General features: G+C 55.5%; 21 protein-coding genes. All 21 read right to left on the reverse strand.

The features are described from left to right. Positions 1-178 precede the first annotated feature (178 nt). Positions 179-523: a hypothetical protein gene (locus tag QM806_RS04340; protein ID WP_283290467.1), complete on the reverse strand. Its 345-nt coding sequence runs from the start codon at positions 521-523 to the stop codon at positions 179-181. A gap of 69 nt (positions 524-592) precedes the next feature. Beyond that, positions 593-1,555 carry a phage tail tube protein gene (locus QM806_RS04345; RefSeq protein ID WP_283290469.1) on the reverse strand — a complete coding sequence of 321 codons (963 nt, stop codon included), beginning with the start codon at positions 1,553-1,555 and terminating at the stop codon, positions 593-595. Continuing rightward, on the reverse strand, positions 1,542-1,715 hold the full coding sequence (locus QM806_RS04350; protein WP_283290471.1) for a hypothetical protein: 174 nt from the start codon (positions 1,713-1,715) through the stop codon (positions 1,542-1,544). Before QM806_RS04350 ends, QM806_RS04345 begins: the two co-directional genes overlap by 14 nt. A 19-nt stretch (positions 1,716-1,734) precedes the next feature. Next, the gene (locus tag QM806_RS04355; RefSeq protein ID WP_283290473.1) at positions 1,735-2,187 is read right to left on the reverse strand and encodes a hypothetical protein; all 453 of its coding nucleotides are present in this window, start codon (positions 2,185-2,187) and stop codon (positions 1,735-1,737) included. Further along, entirely contained in the window at positions 2,180-2,641 is a 462-nt protein-coding gene (locus tag QM806_RS04360) for an HK97-gp10 family putative phage morphogenesis protein (protein ID WP_283290475.1), read from the reverse strand. Before QM806_RS04360 ends, QM806_RS04355 begins: the two co-directional genes overlap by 8 nt. Then, positions 2,641-2,952 (reverse strand): hypothetical protein, encoded by a 312-nt coding sequence (locus tag QM806_RS04365; RefSeq protein ID WP_283290476.1) that lies wholly within the window; start codon positions 2,950-2,952, stop codon positions 2,641-2,643. Before QM806_RS04365 ends, QM806_RS04360 begins: the two co-directional genes overlap by 1 nt. Continuing rightward, complete coding sequence (locus QM806_RS04370) at positions 2,952-3,524, reverse strand: head-tail connector protein (RefSeq protein WP_283290477.1); 573 nt, start codon at positions 3,522-3,524, stop codon at positions 2,952-2,954. Before QM806_RS04370 ends, QM806_RS04365 begins: the two co-directional genes overlap by 1 nt. 66 nt (positions 3,525-3,590) lie before the next feature. After that, positions 3,591-3,911 (reverse strand): hypothetical protein, encoded by a 321-nt coding sequence (locus QM806_RS04375; protein WP_283290479.1) that lies wholly within the window; start codon positions 3,909-3,911, stop codon positions 3,591-3,593. Beyond that, entirely contained in the window at positions 3,911-4,144 is a 234-nt protein-coding gene (locus QM806_RS04380; RefSeq protein ID WP_283290480.1) for a hypothetical protein, read from the reverse strand. The genes QM806_RS04375 and QM806_RS04380 overlap by 1 nt, the downstream gene beginning before the upstream one ends. Before the next feature lie 3 nt (positions 4,145-4,147). After that, positions 4,148-4,666: an HNH endonuclease signature motif containing protein gene (locus QM806_RS41585; protein WP_502943825.1), complete on the reverse strand. Its 519-nt coding sequence runs from the start codon at positions 4,664-4,666 to the stop codon at positions 4,148-4,150. A 42-nt stretch (positions 4,667-4,708) separates the two neighbouring features. Continuing rightward, the gene (locus tag QM806_RS04385; RefSeq protein WP_283290482.1) at positions 4,709-5,803 is read right to left on the reverse strand and encodes a phage major capsid protein; all 1,095 of its coding nucleotides are present in this window, start codon (positions 5,801-5,803) and stop codon (positions 4,709-4,711) included. A 28-nt stretch (positions 5,804-5,831) separates the two neighbouring features. Beyond that, entirely contained in the window at positions 5,832-6,740 is a 909-nt protein-coding gene (locus tag QM806_RS04390) for an HK97 family phage prohead protease (RefSeq protein ID WP_283290483.1), read from the reverse strand. Between the two features lie 66 nt (positions 6,741-6,806). Next, positions 6,807-7,382 (reverse strand): hypothetical protein, encoded by a 576-nt coding sequence (locus tag QM806_RS04395; RefSeq protein WP_283290485.1) that lies wholly within the window; start codon positions 7,380-7,382, stop codon positions 6,807-6,809. A gap of 13 nt (positions 7,383-7,395) precedes the next feature. Then, positions 7,396-7,875: a restriction endonuclease gene (locus QM806_RS04400; RefSeq protein WP_283290487.1), complete on the reverse strand. Its 480-nt coding sequence runs from the start codon at positions 7,873-7,875 to the stop codon at positions 7,396-7,398. Beyond that, entirely contained in the window at positions 7,875-10,373 is a 2,499-nt protein-coding gene (locus QM806_RS04405; protein WP_283290489.1) for a hypothetical protein, read from the reverse strand. The genes QM806_RS04400 and QM806_RS04405 overlap by 1 nt, the downstream gene beginning before the upstream one ends. Beyond that, complete coding sequence (locus tag QM806_RS04410) at positions 10,370-10,702, reverse strand: hypothetical protein (RefSeq protein WP_283290491.1); 333 nt, start codon at positions 10,700-10,702, stop codon at positions 10,370-10,372. Before QM806_RS04410 ends, QM806_RS04405 begins: the two co-directional genes overlap by 4 nt. A gap of 36 nt (positions 10,703-10,738) precedes the next feature. Beyond that, on the reverse strand, positions 10,739-11,011 hold the full coding sequence (locus QM806_RS04415; protein WP_283290493.1) for a GroES family chaperonin: 273 nt from the start codon (positions 11,009-11,011) through the stop codon (positions 10,739-10,741). Between the two features lie 31 nt (positions 11,012-11,042). Then, on the reverse strand, positions 11,043-11,771 hold the full coding sequence (locus tag QM806_RS04420) for a phage head morphogenesis protein (protein ID WP_283290495.1): 729 nt from the start codon (positions 11,769-11,771) through the stop codon (positions 11,043-11,045). Between the two features lie 77 nt (positions 11,772-11,848). Continuing rightward, complete coding sequence (locus tag QM806_RS04425; RefSeq protein ID WP_283290496.1) at positions 11,849-13,186, reverse strand: phage portal protein; 1,338 nt, start codon at positions 13,184-13,186, stop codon at positions 11,849-11,851. Positions 13,187-13,255: 69 nt separating this feature from the next. Then, positions 13,256-14,647, reverse strand: a complete 1,392-nt coding sequence (terL, locus tag QM806_RS04430) for a phage terminase large subunit (RefSeq protein ID WP_283290497.1) — start codon at positions 14,645-14,647, stop codon at positions 13,256-13,258. 3 nt (positions 14,648-14,650) lie between these two features. Further along, complete coding sequence (locus QM806_RS04435; RefSeq protein ID WP_283290498.1) at positions 14,651-15,106, reverse strand: DUF5681 domain-containing protein; 456 nt, start codon at positions 15,104-15,106, stop codon at positions 14,651-14,653. Between the last annotated feature and the right edge of the window lie 396 nt (positions 15,107-15,502).

Consider the following 15,502-nt stretch of genomic DNA (forward strand, 5'->3'; position numbering starts at 1 on the left):
CATATTAGATTTGCCTCGTAGATAGCTTCCCACGGTTCGTTCTCCATCTGCTCCACGGTCAGATGAAGTCGCTCCCGGTAACGAAAGCGGCTAATCGATTCGACGACCTCTTCGGACACTCCTGCCGTCAGTCCACGCACCAGAAAGTCTTTGTACTGGCGCTCAAGGTCTACGAGATCTAGGCTTTTAAACGATCGCTACCTGAGCTGACCGTAACAACGTCGCGCAACCAGCTGACGTCAAGGGCAGCTTCGATAGTCGGAACATCGGCCTTGTCGAACGTGACAGGTTGGGTTGTGCCGTCCTCTTCGGTGGTGATCACCTGACCTGACACGATAACCTCGCGGGCGGCATTACGGAGAAGTGCTTCAGCCTCGTCGTCTGGAGTCTCAGGTGTCAGGTTCTCGCGCCACTTCTTGACCTGTGCAGGGTTTGCCGCTTTCACCAGTAGGTAGCAGTCATCCCAACCCTGGCCAAAGCCCTTCAGACTTACTTTTCGGTGCGCAACAATGTTTAGTGCCATCTAAGATTCTTCTCCAAATTAAAATAGTGACTCCAGTTAATAACGGAGCCACTATTTAGTCAATGGATATTACGCGGCTGCGTATGTCGCGCGGGTGTTCTTCAACAGCGCGCTGATTGTCTTGCTCGTTGTCGCGTCGAGCTGACACGAGAAGCTAATCGTCTGCGTGATGATCTCGTCCTTGTCGCTGGACTTCTCGAGTTCAGTGAAGCGAACCTTGCCCGCCGTGAAAGCGAGTGAGCTGGTGCCGTTGGTCAACGTGATGCTCATGGCCTTGATCGCGTGCGCCAGGTAGTCGTCCTCGACATCCGTGTTCGCGTAGCGGATGACGAACTCACCCTTGGCCTCTACTGTGCCGCGGTCGAACTTTGGGTTGTCGTCTCCCCCGAGCGGGAAGAACGATTCAGATGAACGTTCCAGGTTCAGCTTCAGGCTGAGCGCGTCGATCGGTGAGGCAGCCGCCAGACCAGCGATGTTCGCTGCGGTCTTGAGCACGATGTTCTTGCTGGTGAATTCCTTCTCCGTGCTGAAGGCGACCGTCTCTGATGAAGACGTACCGATGCGGGCCTTAACTGCAGAACTGATCTGCACCCAGCCTTGTTTCTCAGCGGTTAGTTCAAGCGTGTCGAAGGTCAGGTACGAGTAGCGCTCCGATTTGGCCGGCGTCACCTTTGCAAGCGTCATCGCTGGTGGGATGCTCGACTGGCTGACTTCGAAGGTGTGCGGATAGACACCGGACACTGCGGCGCCGGTGCTCACGCTGCCGAACCATCCGAGGAGCGGGAAGCCAACCGCAATGTCGGTGACCTTGCCGCCGATGGTGCCTTCGACCCACTTACCGACTACTTCGCTGTCGTTGATCTTCTCGACCACGCCCATGGCGCTGTCGTTCTCGATGATCTCTGTCTTCGGCTGAATGTCCTGGTCTAGCCAACGCATGAAAATCTGTGGCGCTACGGTTGCTGTTGGATCGGAGCCGATGCCGAAGCCAACTGCTTCTCGCCTACCGATATATGGATCAAATGCTGTCATCACCTACCTCTTGCTCTTTGAGCTCTTTTAGTTTCTTCTCTACCTCAGGAAGGTCTTCAGCTTCGATCGCGCCATAGTTCGGCACGAAGTACGTGCGACGTTCTGTCTTGATTTCTTGCGTCACCTTCTCGATGTCTTTTGTGGTCTTCTTATTTCCCATATCCTCAACATATCCTAAATTACAAGTTCTTTGAATATTCTGCGGTGATAGTGACGACTAGCATGATTAGCGCGCCCGCACTGCTGTCCACGACATCCCAGTCCACTCTGTCGGCTCGCAACAGATAGGAACCACCGACTTGCTCGCGCAAGGCGTCGTCGAAGTCAGCCTCGTCAAGTGCGTCGATTACCAGATCGGTGAGGTCATATATCTGGTTAATGATCTCAGACCGGATATTGTTCGCATCCTCGAGCTGCAGGTGGATGACTGCCTGGTACTCAATGGCCCTGTCCATCTGCGCCATTGATCCCTTGGTGTTGTCGATACTGCCTGGGAGTAGCCGTACAGACGGATACCCGTCGAACTCACCGTCGGTGTTGTCCTTGACCTCTACGAACGCAGGCTCGCCCTCGTACTGGATTCCTGACAGCACTGTGACCAGCGCGTCTTTGATGATTCGTGTCTTACCCATTGTTGAGCTCCTGTGTTAGTTCATCGATTCCCTTCTCGAAGCGGCCGATGATGCGCGGCTCCATCAGCGTCAGTGTCGGCGCGACGAACGGATTAGGCTTGGTGCCCTTCCTCGCGATCGATCGCTGCACGGCAAATGGACTGATGCCCTTGTCATTTGCCCACTTATAGAGTGGCGAGCCAGGTCGTGCGCTGGTCCAGTGAGGCCGCGTTCCCAGCTCCACGAAGTTGGCGTACTTCGCTGTCGGGCCAATCGTGGCGGTCAGGCCGGTCACCTGATGTTTGATTGATCGCCTCAGTTCACCATCGTGGACCGGCGACTTGATGCGCATCTCGCGCTCGGTCTCGATTGCGACCAGGTTCAAGATCCGCGCCAGCTTGGCTGTCGTCTTCTGCGGGGCGAGTCGAAGCATCTCCTCGACTTGAGCGGAGTCGACCCGAATGTTTAACTGCATCAGGCAACCCCGCTCTCACAGACCAGCTCGATGTGGCTGACCGGCGGCATATCTCGGTAGTTGCGGATGTACTTCACATAGTGACCGGTGCCGTTCCAGACGATCTTGTCGCCAACCTTGATGTCCTGATCCGGACCCATATGGATCTCGAAGCCACGTCCGGGCTCCATGTTCTCCTGGATGGTGGTCTGTGAACTCATAGGGATCACGAGGCAGCGCACGCTGGAATAGAGTTCCTGCACTTGCCTACGACCGTTGGTGCCGACCGCGGTGTTCCGCCAGACGCTGCACGAGTGGTTCAGCAACAGCATCACACCCTCCGCTGCGCGTACGAGCTGATCACCTGCCAATCGCGCGACTTGGTTCCGTTCTCACCTTCAGCACCCGAGGCGAACTGCAGGCTGTAGCTGCCTACTTGGGCGCGGCTCACTTCACGGCCGCTGTTGCCGATGTACTCGTAGTAGCCCGTGGCTAGGCCAAGTGTCGCGAGTACGAGGTCGGCCGGGATGTTCTCCTCCGGCACGCCGTAGGTGTAGGTCACCTCCACGTAGTCGAGCGTTGAAGGCGGCAAGGCAAGCTGTCGGTAGTAGCTCAGGATCAGCCGGCCACTCTTAGTCCAGCTGTAGCTGCCCTCGTCCCGTGTCTCGCGCTCTTCATTCGGGTAGCCCGTCTTGACTTCAGTCACCGCAGTGACGTCCATGTGGTTTAGCCAGATCACGCCTGACGCGTCGTAAAGCTCTGTGACGGTCTTAGGCTCTCCCCAGCACCGACTTGTCGCATTTTCTACCCAAGCGTTCACAGCGTCAGCGACAAGCGCTCCTACGACGTCATTAACGGCTGGGTTGATTGCTTTTAACTGTTCAAGGGTGATTATCTTGCTCATCTGCCCTCAACATAAAACAAATCGCCTTCTATTGCTAGAAGGCGACTACTATTTGCTCTGTTGGTTTTACGGTTCGAGTACTACGACCTTGTAGGTGTTAGTTGCCGTGGCGTTTGCCGCGAGCGTAACGGTGAGCGTGGTGGTGCTGATCGCTACGTTGTCGACTAGCTGGTCTTGGTTACCGGCTGGGTAGATACCCAGGATGGTTGAGCCAGCTACGACGGTTGCGGTGCCGCTTGCTGCAGCAGCGTCGACTGTCACTGTTTTGGTGACGATCTTGCTAGTACCGACTACGGCGCCCTTGGCAGCGAGCGCTTCGAACGCTACGCGGATGTTCTTGCCAGTTGTCCCGGCAAGCGTGTTCACTGCGGTTCGTATTCGTGCCATTACTTGCCTCCTTTGGTTTTAGTTTTGGCTTGTACTGGAGCTTTAGGTTCGTCTGACGATTTAGCCTCGGCAGGTGCAGCCTTTTCAGCTGCACCCTTCTCGACTGTGTAGGTGTCTTTGACGCTGCGCCTTTCAGCTTCTGCGTCAACTTCCTTTAGTTGATCGTCTGACAGGTTAACCTGATCGCCTTTGCAGTACGGATACTGATCTACGTTGAAAGTTACTACTGTCATTCTCTATTGATTCTTCCCTCGATTCTCGTAGTGCCCGGTTCGCCAGTGAAGCTTCATGTGCTCTGGATAGGACATCAATTGGAGATTATCGATTGAGTTATTTAGTTTGTTTCCATCCTTGTGGTGAACTGCTTCATCATCGCGGAGCGGGCGTCCCACATGCTGTTCCATAACGTATCGATGCTCAAGATACTTCTTGCTATCTACGCTGATGACACGGTACCCGTTCTCGTTGATCCAGCCCCCCTTGTACCAAGGTGCTGCATCTCCGAGTAGTCGTATCCGGTCCTCGGCACCTTTGCACTTTTGACTACAGAACCTAACCTTGCCAGCCTGCACTCGGAAACGATGCGTTTCGAATGATTTACCGCAAGTCTTGCATGTTAGGGTGACTCTCGCCCGCCGGTTTGCCGCCCCACAATTCTGTGAACAGAACTTAGCCAGCGGGTTTGAGTGCCAAGGATGAAAGGTGCATTTACAAAAGTTGCATATATTCGTTCTCTCTAATCTAAAAGCTGTCATGCCCTCATTATGAAGAAAACGAACTATTAGTCAACAATTACTTTAGGCGACGTCTGTTAATTTCGCGAAATTATTTGACGTTGGGATACCGCCAACGCGCTTCAGCATGCGGAGTGTGTACTGCGCCTTGTTGAAGTCGTCGCCAGCTGTGCCGAGGTCGAATGTCGTGCCAAGGCGGTCGCCGATAACGTAGTCGCTGAAGACGCCGTACCAGATTTCAGTCTTGTTTGAGCCAGTACCAACGTTTGTTGGGATCTCATCGACGATCACGACAGGGCGACCGAGCAATGTTCCGCCTGCACCTTCAGTGATGCTCGGAATGAAGAGAGGGCGACCCTGCTCGTCTTCCATGCCGATCAACTTTGCGAGTGCGACTGAGCCCATGACGAACGTACCTTGATTGCGGTATGCCGTAGGTAGTTTGAACATGAGAGCAACCAGGTCACCGTATGCAAGTGCAGCACCAGCCTGTGTCTGGCTGTATGGAGTGACTGCGCTAGAGCGGAAGCCGAATGGCTTGTCTGTACCGTCACCGTTCACGAATGCGTCGTTCTCCTTGAGAGCGGCCTTAGTCGCGAGCTGTGATTCCAACAGTGCCTGAGCGCTTGGGTTGATCGCCGCATCCTGCAGGAACTCAAGTGTGATGCCAGGGATGATCGATGCAAGCTTCTCAGGTACGAGGTCTTTGCTAGCGAACGTGACAGCAGTGGTGCTGATAGTCGCAGCCTCAGCTACCCAGTAAGCGGCACCACCGGTTGCTGATGGCAAACGTAGTTTCGCTGGAGCGTTGCTGATCACACGGGCGATCTGGCGGATTGGTGAGATGTACTCAAGCTGGCGCTGGATGTTCTGGTCAACAGTGAGAGGAACCAAGATTCCACCTTCGCTGTCAGTACCGATCGTCTGAGCCTTCGCTTTGTACTCGTCGCGGATTGACTTCTGAGCCTGTGCCATTGCAGCACCGTCTTGGCCAGCAAGTGCGCTGAAGAAGCTTTTGTTGATCTCGCGGCTCTTACTCTCGTCTGTTTCTGTTACGACTGGAGCATCACCGCCAACGACTACGTCCTGAGACTTCGCCTTAGCAGCTTCCGCAAGTTTCTTTTCTGCGTACTGCTTAATAGTGAGTTTGTCACTCATATCACCTCCTTAGGTGGTAGTTGGTTGGTTATTGGTTTTCGACTGAAGCAAATTCTTCGTCGATTTGCGCTTGGATTTCAGGCGTTAGTTCAGCGTCTTCATCGAACTCGTCCTCACCGGCACCGGGCTGGTCGTCTTCGCCGCCCTTAGCTGGTGGAATCTCTGGTTCAATTGGCGTCTGGTCTTCATCCGACTTCGCTGACTTATCTTCAACTGGCTTCAGCTCACCCACGGTGGTCTTAACCTCTTCAACCTCAGCGACGATCGTGTCAACGTTGGTAGACAGAGTGGTGACCTTCTCGCCAAGTTGAGTCATTAGATCGGCTAGAGCCTTGATTTCAGTCTTCAGTTCTTCCACGTGCATCTCCTCGCCGTCTACCGGCGCGTTCTTATTCAGTTGTTCTTCTAGGTTGCTAACGCCGTCTTGCATGCTGCGAAGCATCCACTGCGCGTCTCTGCGATTGAGTGAGCCGTCTTTGAGCGCCAGGGCTACAGCGTTGGCGTTGGCTGGGATCGGTACACACGAGACTTCAAGTAGCTCGTTGTCCTTCAGCACTGGTGTGTCGTCCTCGAACTCGAGTGAGTGAGGGATGAATCCGACGCTTACGCAGCGCAGGGTGTTCTTGACGTACTGGTTGAAGACAGTGAGCGCCTTCGGGTTGATGTCTACATCGAAGGTCGCGGTCGCATAGGTGCCGTCGCTCTCGGTGACAACATCGCTCCAGGTGCCGAGGACATCCTCAGGTTCAACGTCCCAGCTCTTGTGGTTCCAGAGCATGATCGGGTTCTTAAGGAAGTTCTTTAGGTTCCAGGACTGATCAACCTTCTCGCCGTAGCGGTCGATTGAGTCGTCACTGATGCGGAAGCGGATCGACTTCTTGTCGTCGTCGATCGATTTGATCTTTGTAGTGTAAAGCTTGAGTTTCTTTTCTGACATATGAGTTGTATCTCTGGTCTAAAGATACAACTAGACTGCGAAATAAATCAATAGCGATACATCACACTAACGCCGCTCAATGATGTCCTTGGCGAGCTGACCAATGCGCTGAACCTCCTCATTGAGTTCCAGGAGAGACATCGATGCGGTCATAATCCGCACATTTAGAGTCTTAGGATCGATGCACGTAACAAGCGGCATATCCTCCGCGTCACCGAGGACTTCGAACACACTCGGCCCGGAAGTGATCGTCCAGTCAAGCATGAAGGTGTTGTACGACTTGGAAACGAACGTATCGAGCCGTTCGTCGTAATGCTCGAACGCATTGCGGAGGTTACGCGAGGCAAGAGGTGAGGTGTCGTCCAACTGAAGCACCTCCTGCAGGATCTGCTTGCGCTTCACCGTCCATTCCCGCACGTTTGGGTCTTTCACCATTCCCACGGCGGGCCAGACCATCTTCGAAATCATTCCGGACGATGCCAGGAACGACTGGACGCCCATGAAGACCCGGTCAATGTTGATCTCGAAGGGCTCAGCCGCGAACGACTCGTGCAAACTGTCGATTGCCACCTGCGCAACCCGCGCATGCCGATAGATTTCGCTCAGATACTTGTTCCGACGTGAATCGTCGAACTTTGCCATCGGGTACGCGTCGTCATTTACCTGCGAGGAGGACAAAGAGAATCACCGCTCCGATCAGTGCGAGTGCGCCTGCCCCGAATAGCAGTACGTCATCGAGTGGCATCTTAGCCTTAGCGACCGTTCCCTTCGGTGCCGCTACCACGAACTGTTGAGCCACCTTGTTCACCGCGGTTACTGCACCGACCGGGTCGTATATGAACAGCCCGATCCCAACCTGATCGGCATACTGCACCGCCTGGTCGCTGTACGCCGACGCTGCGAAGAAGAACAGTGCCTTGCTCGTGTCAGCAGCGCGCGAGCCGTAGAGCTGTTGCATCTCTGGCCGGCCAGCTGCCCCGCCACGCCACTTAACCTGCGCCAGGGCTCGGGATGATCGAACATCGATGCCCCCGTCCGCCCCGCCAGTGGTTGCGACGGCGTCTGTGTATCCCCATGACTTCATGACGAGGGCGGCGTTCAGTTCGGCTTCGTGTGCGGTGGTGATGTACTGCATTACACGATGAACCAGCTTGACCCGTTTGATCTGACGCGGATGGTTGTCCACTGCGAGGCCAGGGACTGAGTAGTCGCGCCGTCGATGGTCTGGCTAGAGGTCGTAGCGACAGTGACCGCGTTCCCCGAGCTATCGATCTTCTTGATGACATAGGACTGACCGGTGCCGACGCTCGCGTTCGGCAACGTGATCGTGATCGGGCCTGATGCTGCATTGACCAGACAGGTGTGGTCACCAGAGTTCAGCGTGTAGTTGGCAGTCTTCGTAGCGATGCCGAACCGAACACCGTTGATCACAGGTGCGGTCAAGGTCTTGCTCGCGAGCGTCTGAGCCCCGGTGAGCAGCACGACGCCAACGCCGCCTACTGAAAGCGTGCCGAGGAAGTTCCCGTTGACGTCAAAGGTGAAGTTGGATGACGTCTTGCCGCCAATGTAGTCGAGAAAGACGTCTCCGGAATTCACGCCACTCACCGGAAGCTTTCCGTCTAACGCTGTCTGCAACCCCGTGACGGTGCTGATGGCCTGGCTGCCCGTGTGGTTGGCTCGACTCTTCAGGTTGGCGTCGCTGTCGTTGGCTGTTGCCCCCGTCGCGATACCCGCGAGCTTGGTCTTCTCAGCCGTTGAGTAGTCCTCAGTCGACAGTCCCTTGCCAACTACCTTGTCGACTTTATTGTTCAGCCCAGCAGCATGATTCGTTCCAGAGATGAACCATCGCTTCGTGCTGTTGTCCCAGCACCACTCAATCCAGAAGTGACCGTCTTGTGGGATCGCGCTGTAATCCTCGAGTGTGCCGAATGAATCGCTTGGACTACGAGCAAACGTCCAGGTCGGCGTGCCCGCACCGTTGTAGAGGTACTTCACCTTGTGGCCGTCAACGATGCTGTCGAGGCGTGGCAGGGTGTGAGCAAAGCTGTCCTGGTTGCACAGGATGTAGTTCTCGTAGTTGCTGATCGCACGGGCGCCAGCGGTGATGATTGATATCTGCTTACCGCCGCCAAGGATCTGCATGTTGGCGGAGTAGTTCGGGGCGCTGAGTCCAGAGATGTTGTCGAAGCCGGTGAAGTCAACGCGAGCGTTCGTTGCGCCAGCCGTGAAGTGGATGTCTTTGGTCTGTGTCTGAGACACCTGATCATCGAACCCACGGCAACTGCGGATAACCGGCCTGGTCGTGTTGTAGTTGTTGGCGGCCTGGAACACAAAACCGTAGTAGGTACCTGCACTCGCTGTGCTGTTGCTACGGGCGACGCAGTTGAAGAATGACGGACGATCAACCCCGCAGATGTTGAAACCGTTGTTCGTGTTGAACTCGGCTAGACAGCTGGTGTAGCTGTTGCGGGCGTTCTGCCCCTTGGTTGCCGAGGTATTGGCGTCGTAGAAGCCATCAGCGTTGTAGCGCGCGATCACACTGACAAACCGGTTGCTGTGGCTACCGTTGATGAGATTGACGCCCTTTGAGCTGTTGTACTCGGTGATGACGTTAGTGAAGGTGGAGTTGCTGACCCGCTCGAGTCCCAGGCCGTTGAGGTTGTGGTGAGCGTAGACATTCGTGATGGTGCCGCCGAACATGCCGGTAGATCCGAAGCCATAGCCTGACGCGTTCTCGAACGTACAGTTGTCGATCTTTGGGTAGTCCCAGCCACCACCGCCAAACGTGTCATCTTCGTATGTGCGACCGAACTTGGAGTCCTTCACCAAAAACGTGACGCCTTGGGCCGAGCTGGCAGATACCCCCGACTCAGTAGCGTGTGGCCACGGTGTCGCGAGGGTGAGTGATGTATCGCTGTTGATCTTCGCAATCGGCGGGGTCAGGTTGCCGCTGGCAGATCGCAGCCGCTTGCCGACCGTCAGTGACGTGAATGAAGTGCCCGAGCCCGTGATAGTCGGACTGTCGATCGTGAAGGTTGCCGTTCCGGTGATAGCGGCACTGCTTGCGACGCCGATGAACGAGTTGTACCGGATCGAGTCGTAGATGTTGACGTTGTCGTAGACGAGGTTCTGGACACCGGAGAAGTTGAAGAACACTCCGCCGCTGCTTTGGCCGGCCACCTGATTCGCACCGTTGCCGTCGCCAGTGATGTTGCGCAGGTAGATGTTTGCGTTGCCGTTGACAGTGTCACTGTTGCCAAAGCCGACTGGGTTAGTGCCGGACGTGTTGTTCCTCAACTTGAACAGGACGCCTGGCTGCGCCTCGAAGATGAAGTTGCTTGGGAAGTCGATGCGGCTGTTACCGATCGTGTAGGTCGTTGTGTTGTCGCCGAGCACCAACACCCGGCGCGTACCGAGGGTGGAAGCAAGCGAGACCGCTGCGATGATGGCCGCCGCGTCATTAGCGTACGAACTGGTGAGGATGTTGGCTGTGCCGCTCTTGGCGACGGTTACTGCTGTGCCGGATGGAGGCCCCTGTGGACCGGCAGTGACGACTGAAACAACCGAGGCGTCAGGCCGCTCGGTGACGACAACAACCTGCTCTTCGGCAACGACAGTGACTGTCTCGCTCATTCCGTCACCTGTTTGTCGAGAGTGACTACCCCCTCAACGATTCGGCTAGTGTTCAGTGGTCCACCATCGAGCTTGAGGTCGTAGTTCGCGGTGTCAAAGGTGAAGCCTGAGGTGACATCAGCACCTATGACCAGATCCACCTTGCCTTGAAGCGGCGTAAGGGTAAGAGAAGACGTTAGGCTAACGATAAGAGACCCGCCAGTCTTTCGTATCTGCATTTTCGGCGTCACACCTGTTAGGTCGATCGGATTGCCGTCCGAGTCTTTCCATACGAAACTAGTTCTAAAGGTCGCGCCTTGTTCTATTGTGAAGTGATACTTTGTTGCCATATAGCTTCAATATAACGCAACTTCGATCAAGCGTCGCTATATAGTCGCGAGCACTTCGTCTGATTTGAGAACGATGTAGTTCGTTCCACCTACATTCAGCTCGGTAAGGGCATATTCTTTGAAAACAATCGTGTCACCTACGGCAATGTCCTTGACATCCGGACCAACTGCCTTCACATCTGCCATTGACGGTTTTTCCTTGTGCGAATCAGGTAGATAGATGCCGCTTGCGGTGGTTTGTGCAGCCTCGCGTCGCACTGCAAGGACACGGTTAGCGAGAGGGGTTGGAATAGTGGTGTTGTCTTTCATATGTCACCATTGTACTAAAGATCACCCAGATTCAACCTTCTATTAGCACTGGGAGAAGAACGCATCGGCAATTAACGTGGGCTGGACATCCCGGCATGTCGTCATAGCTCACGGTCATCGTCTTGCCGTCGACTTCCATCACGTCGCCCTTGTTGAAGTAGTTCGTCTTCAGCGGCACGACTCGGCCATGTAGATCCCGACACCATGGGCAGGTGCGCTCGTCCAGCGCCGTGTACCACTCCTTGCCCTCGACAACGCCCGACTGGTCCCATCCTTCAATGTCGGCGAAGCTTGTTGCCCTGGTGCTCTCGGTGCGCGCGATGCGATCGGCGCGTGTGGTGGCCGCGAATCCGAACACGCCCTCGATACGAGCCCGAAGCTCGAACGTCGTCTCCCCCGCCTGGATGCCTTGCGACAACGTGGCGCGCAGTTGCTTCTCGGTCTCGTCGTTGACGTCCTTGGCAATCTTGGTGCTGCGCTCACGCATGTAGTCCTGCACGGATTGGTTGAACACTGTGAACAGGGATGGATCGAGCCCTACCTGTTGAACCGCCACCTTCCCAGCGTCAGCGATCAGGCTGAGAAGGATGGGCGCCAGAACCTTGCGCATATTGTCGTCGAACAGTGACCAGTCGACCACGTCGTCAAGCCAGGCCTTGCGCTGTTTCGGCGTGAAGTTGTTGGTGACCGGGACGGTGTCGAGCTTGCCGAGAACAAAGTCACGCTGAGCGTCGAACTGACGGCGCACGGACTGCAGCATCGCCTCTTCATGGCGCGCCGAGAGTCTGATGTAGTCGGCGACCTTCTGCTCGCCGATCGCTTCCTTCTCTTCCAGAGTTAGCGCCTTGGTTTTGGGAAGCTCTTCTTACCCTCTTTCGTTGTTTCATCAGTCTTTTCGGGATCATCACCCGTGGTTTTGGCGTCCTGTGAGGTCGTATCAGGCTCTGTGGCGTTCGCAATCGTTGATAGTGGACTCAGCGTTCCTTGCGCGTAGATCTGCGCTCCTAGGCCGTCTGGCAGTGCATCCATTCCGTACAGCTCACGCACTTCGTCAATGGTCATCCACTTGTTGACGCCCTTGTCCGCTTCGTTGAGCTTGGCCTCTTTGTCCTCAGCCACCGGGTTCTCGAAGTCGAGTTCCAGTGTTGGGTCGAAGACCTGGACGAAAGCCGTGTTAATCAGCTCGACAAAGTCCTCGATACGAGGCAGGACGTTGTTGATCGTGTGGGTGTACATCGCGCCGTCCATGATCGAACGGTTGGCGTTCTCGATAAGGCCGACAACTGCTGGTGAGGTCTGGAACATCGCGAAGATCTCGTCTCGGGTGAACTTGCGGCTGTTGAGGAAGTCGAGATCCTGTTGGTTCACCATGTACGGCTTAGCGTCGCCGTTCTCCACGAGCAGATTCTTGTACGCGTTCTCGGAACCGGTGTGCTGGTCGCTGAACTGCGCCTTCCAGCGTGCATAGGCATCGTCGCTCATCTCCTCTTTGGTTGAGAAGATCAAGCCTGGTCGGGCGTTGTTCGCGAAGAAGCGGCGGTTCCAATCCTTCATCTGCTCGTCAGTGTCGATCGTGGCCGCAGCTGCGGTGATGATGGACTGCCCGAAGTACGGGTTGCGTGGATCAGGGTTTAGTTCGCGGATTACCGACGTGATCGGATATTCCTTGTTGTTAAACTTCACCGTGCTCTGGCTGTAGGTATCGCCGAGGACGAACTCGCAGAGGTGAGCCGGCAAGATGTGGAGCGAGTCAGGGAGCTGGCCCTTCTTTGGCTCGAATGGCTTGTCCCCCTTCATCATGAGGATGTAGCTCTCGCCAGTGAAGTTCATGTAGCTGAAGTGCAGGCGGCGCATCTGCTTGCCCTTGAGCGCACCGTTTGGGCGCTTCATCAGGTCGAGGACGGGACTGTCGAAGATTTCCTCGCGGTCGCCCTTCTTGTCCCGGCGATACAGCTTCAGCTCGATCTTGGCCGTAGGGCGCACGATGGCGTCGTTTGCCGTGAAGGCCCATCCGAGGTTCGCAGTGATCGCCTCAGACTTGGTCCGATAGTTCTTGATGGTGTTGCCACCATCGAACAGGTCGAGGGTGTTGCTGAGGTGTGGGATGAAGGCTTTGTTCTTGCCGAGTAATGCTGCTGCGAGTTTGTACCTAAGTGGGGTGTTCTTTTGTGCCATATGTAGTTGTTGTGCGCTAACTGTTCTAATCCTGATAGTAAAACAAAAGTCAGAACCCGCCTAGAGCAATTACGCTGTACGCACCCTGAATTGGGCTCTTGTTGGATTCGCTACGCGTTCGTAAATCGCCGCCAAGACATCTGGCGCGTCGTCGTGTTTGTTCTTCCCCTTCTTCTGATACGCCATGAGCTGCTTGTAGAACTCGGGATACTTCTGCTTCCAGCCCCTCGGCATGAAGACGTGACGGTTGACCCAGGCGCTCGATGTGAGGATGCGGGCTTCCTTGTTCGCCGTTTGAGGGGCCGCCTTCACGACGCACTTGCGGTTCCCCTTCTCCTTCAGCTTGCGCTCGACGTTGCGCGAGAAGCCACGTCCACCGTTGTTGCTCTCGAATATCGCCTCATCCACGTTGTCAGCGTCCAGCGAGTCGGCCACGAGCCCTTCCGTGGTCTCCATAGCCTCATCGGTCATGACGACATCGGTCACGTACACATCGCCGTCCACCTCGTCGTAGTTGACCGAGCATAGGAAGTCAGCCCCGGTGTCCGCGGTGTCGGTGTAGTTCCAGCGTTTACGTTGCCCAGCTGGTAACGCCTCATACTCGACAAACGTGCTGTAGAGGCGACCCTTGATGTCGATCGGCTTCTGGTTGTAGTTCGCCTCGACGATGTCCGTGTTCATCTCTTTGGTCTTCAGGTCATAGTCGCGTCGATTAAGCACCGACTCGCAAAGCATCGACCCGTCGTCTTGCACTGCCTTGTAGGTGATGACCTCAACCTCGTCACCGAACGCGTCGATGATCCGCCCGGCTAAGTCGCCCTGCGCCCACCGCGTCATGAAGACGTACACCTTCCAGTCGTCACCCTCAGTTCGCGACAGCATCGTGTTCGTGAGCCAACTCCAGTGCTTCTCCAGCACAAGCTCGCTGTACGCCTCTTCTGCGTTCTTGATGATGTCGTCGATCACGATGTCATTGGCGCCGAATCCGGTCGCGGTACCGCTAGGAGACGTGGCGAGATAGCTATCCTGCGTGCTGCCTTCTAGTGCCCACTTACTCGCACTGGCCTGGCCATACTTGACCCTGGTGTCAGGGAAGATGTCTCGGTAGACAAGTACACCCTGCGAAGGCACCTCATCGATCGTGTCGCGAACCTTGCGGGCGAAGGTGGTTGAGAGCGTTTCGTTGTACGAGCCGGTCATGACCTTGCGGGTTGGGTCCTCGCCGAACCGCCACTCCACGAAGTTGCCGGCCGTGAAGCTCTTGTAGTGGCGTGGAGGCATGTTGATCACCAAGAAGCGCTTCTCGTTCTGGTTGGCGAAGGCCTGGACTTGGTCGCACACCTCCTTAAGGTATGGGCGCTCATCCTTGTAGTGCTTCGGGTATCTCAGAGCGCAGTAGTCGTAGAGATAGCGTCGGGCGAGTTCCTTCTTTGCTTCGAGGCGGACGTGATCAGGAACCATCGCCTACTTCCCAGACGCGAGCTTGCGCAGATCGTCAGCGGATAACTGGGCGTAGGGACTCACGAGTGGCGCGCCGTCCTCGCCGGTTACCTCGTTCTTGGTAGGCCAGCCGTACTTCATCAGCTGCTCACGGGCAGCTTGACGGACACGGGGCTCTGGGTGAGCGAGGGCTTCATTGATGATCGCTTTGACGATGGCCTTCATCGGCGCACCCTTGTAGTCGATGAAACCAGCCTTCAGGTCGACTATGACTGCCTCGAAGTTCTCGTCACCGACCAGCTCCTGAATCCAGGTGTTGATGTGCTTTGTTCCCTTTTTCATGCCAGCGGGATTACCCGATTGACCGGGCTTGAACTGGGTCTTCTTGCCTATCGAGGGAGGTAGGCCGTTCGCAAGCAACTTTGGACTTTTGTTCGCCTGCGTATCGCCTGCATTGGATGGTGTTTTCTTATCTGCCATATCTGGCTACAGTTTAAAACATTAGTGCGGATTAGTCACGAGCGTCGCTGAGAGGCTTCAGGAAGAGGGTGTGCGGTAGCTTGGAGGTTTGCGATTTGCCTATGGAGTTCCTCTTGATCTACACATTCGGCATGGGGTCGCTTACTGCAAACTTTTGTCTCTACTGATAAGAGTGCATCTAACCGCTCTTGTGCCATGATCCGCTCTAGCTGGGCTTTGGCTTCATCTCTGAATGATCGGAGGTTAGTGAAGTGCCCCACTAGATCAGGGCATATTCTGTCGGCCTCGTCAGGCATCACCTGGTTGGCTGTGTCCGAGATTAGCTGGTTCAGCAACTCGTCGATGGTCGGTAACTCGCTGGTGGTGTCTTGGGTATTACTCATGATCCCCTCCGTA

This window comes from Rhodococcus sp. IEGM 1351 (assembly GCF_030056875.1).
In the GTDB taxonomy this organism is placed as follows: Bacteria; Actinomycetota; Actinomycetes; order Mycobacteriales; family Mycobacteriaceae; genus Rhodococcus_F; species Rhodococcus_F opacus.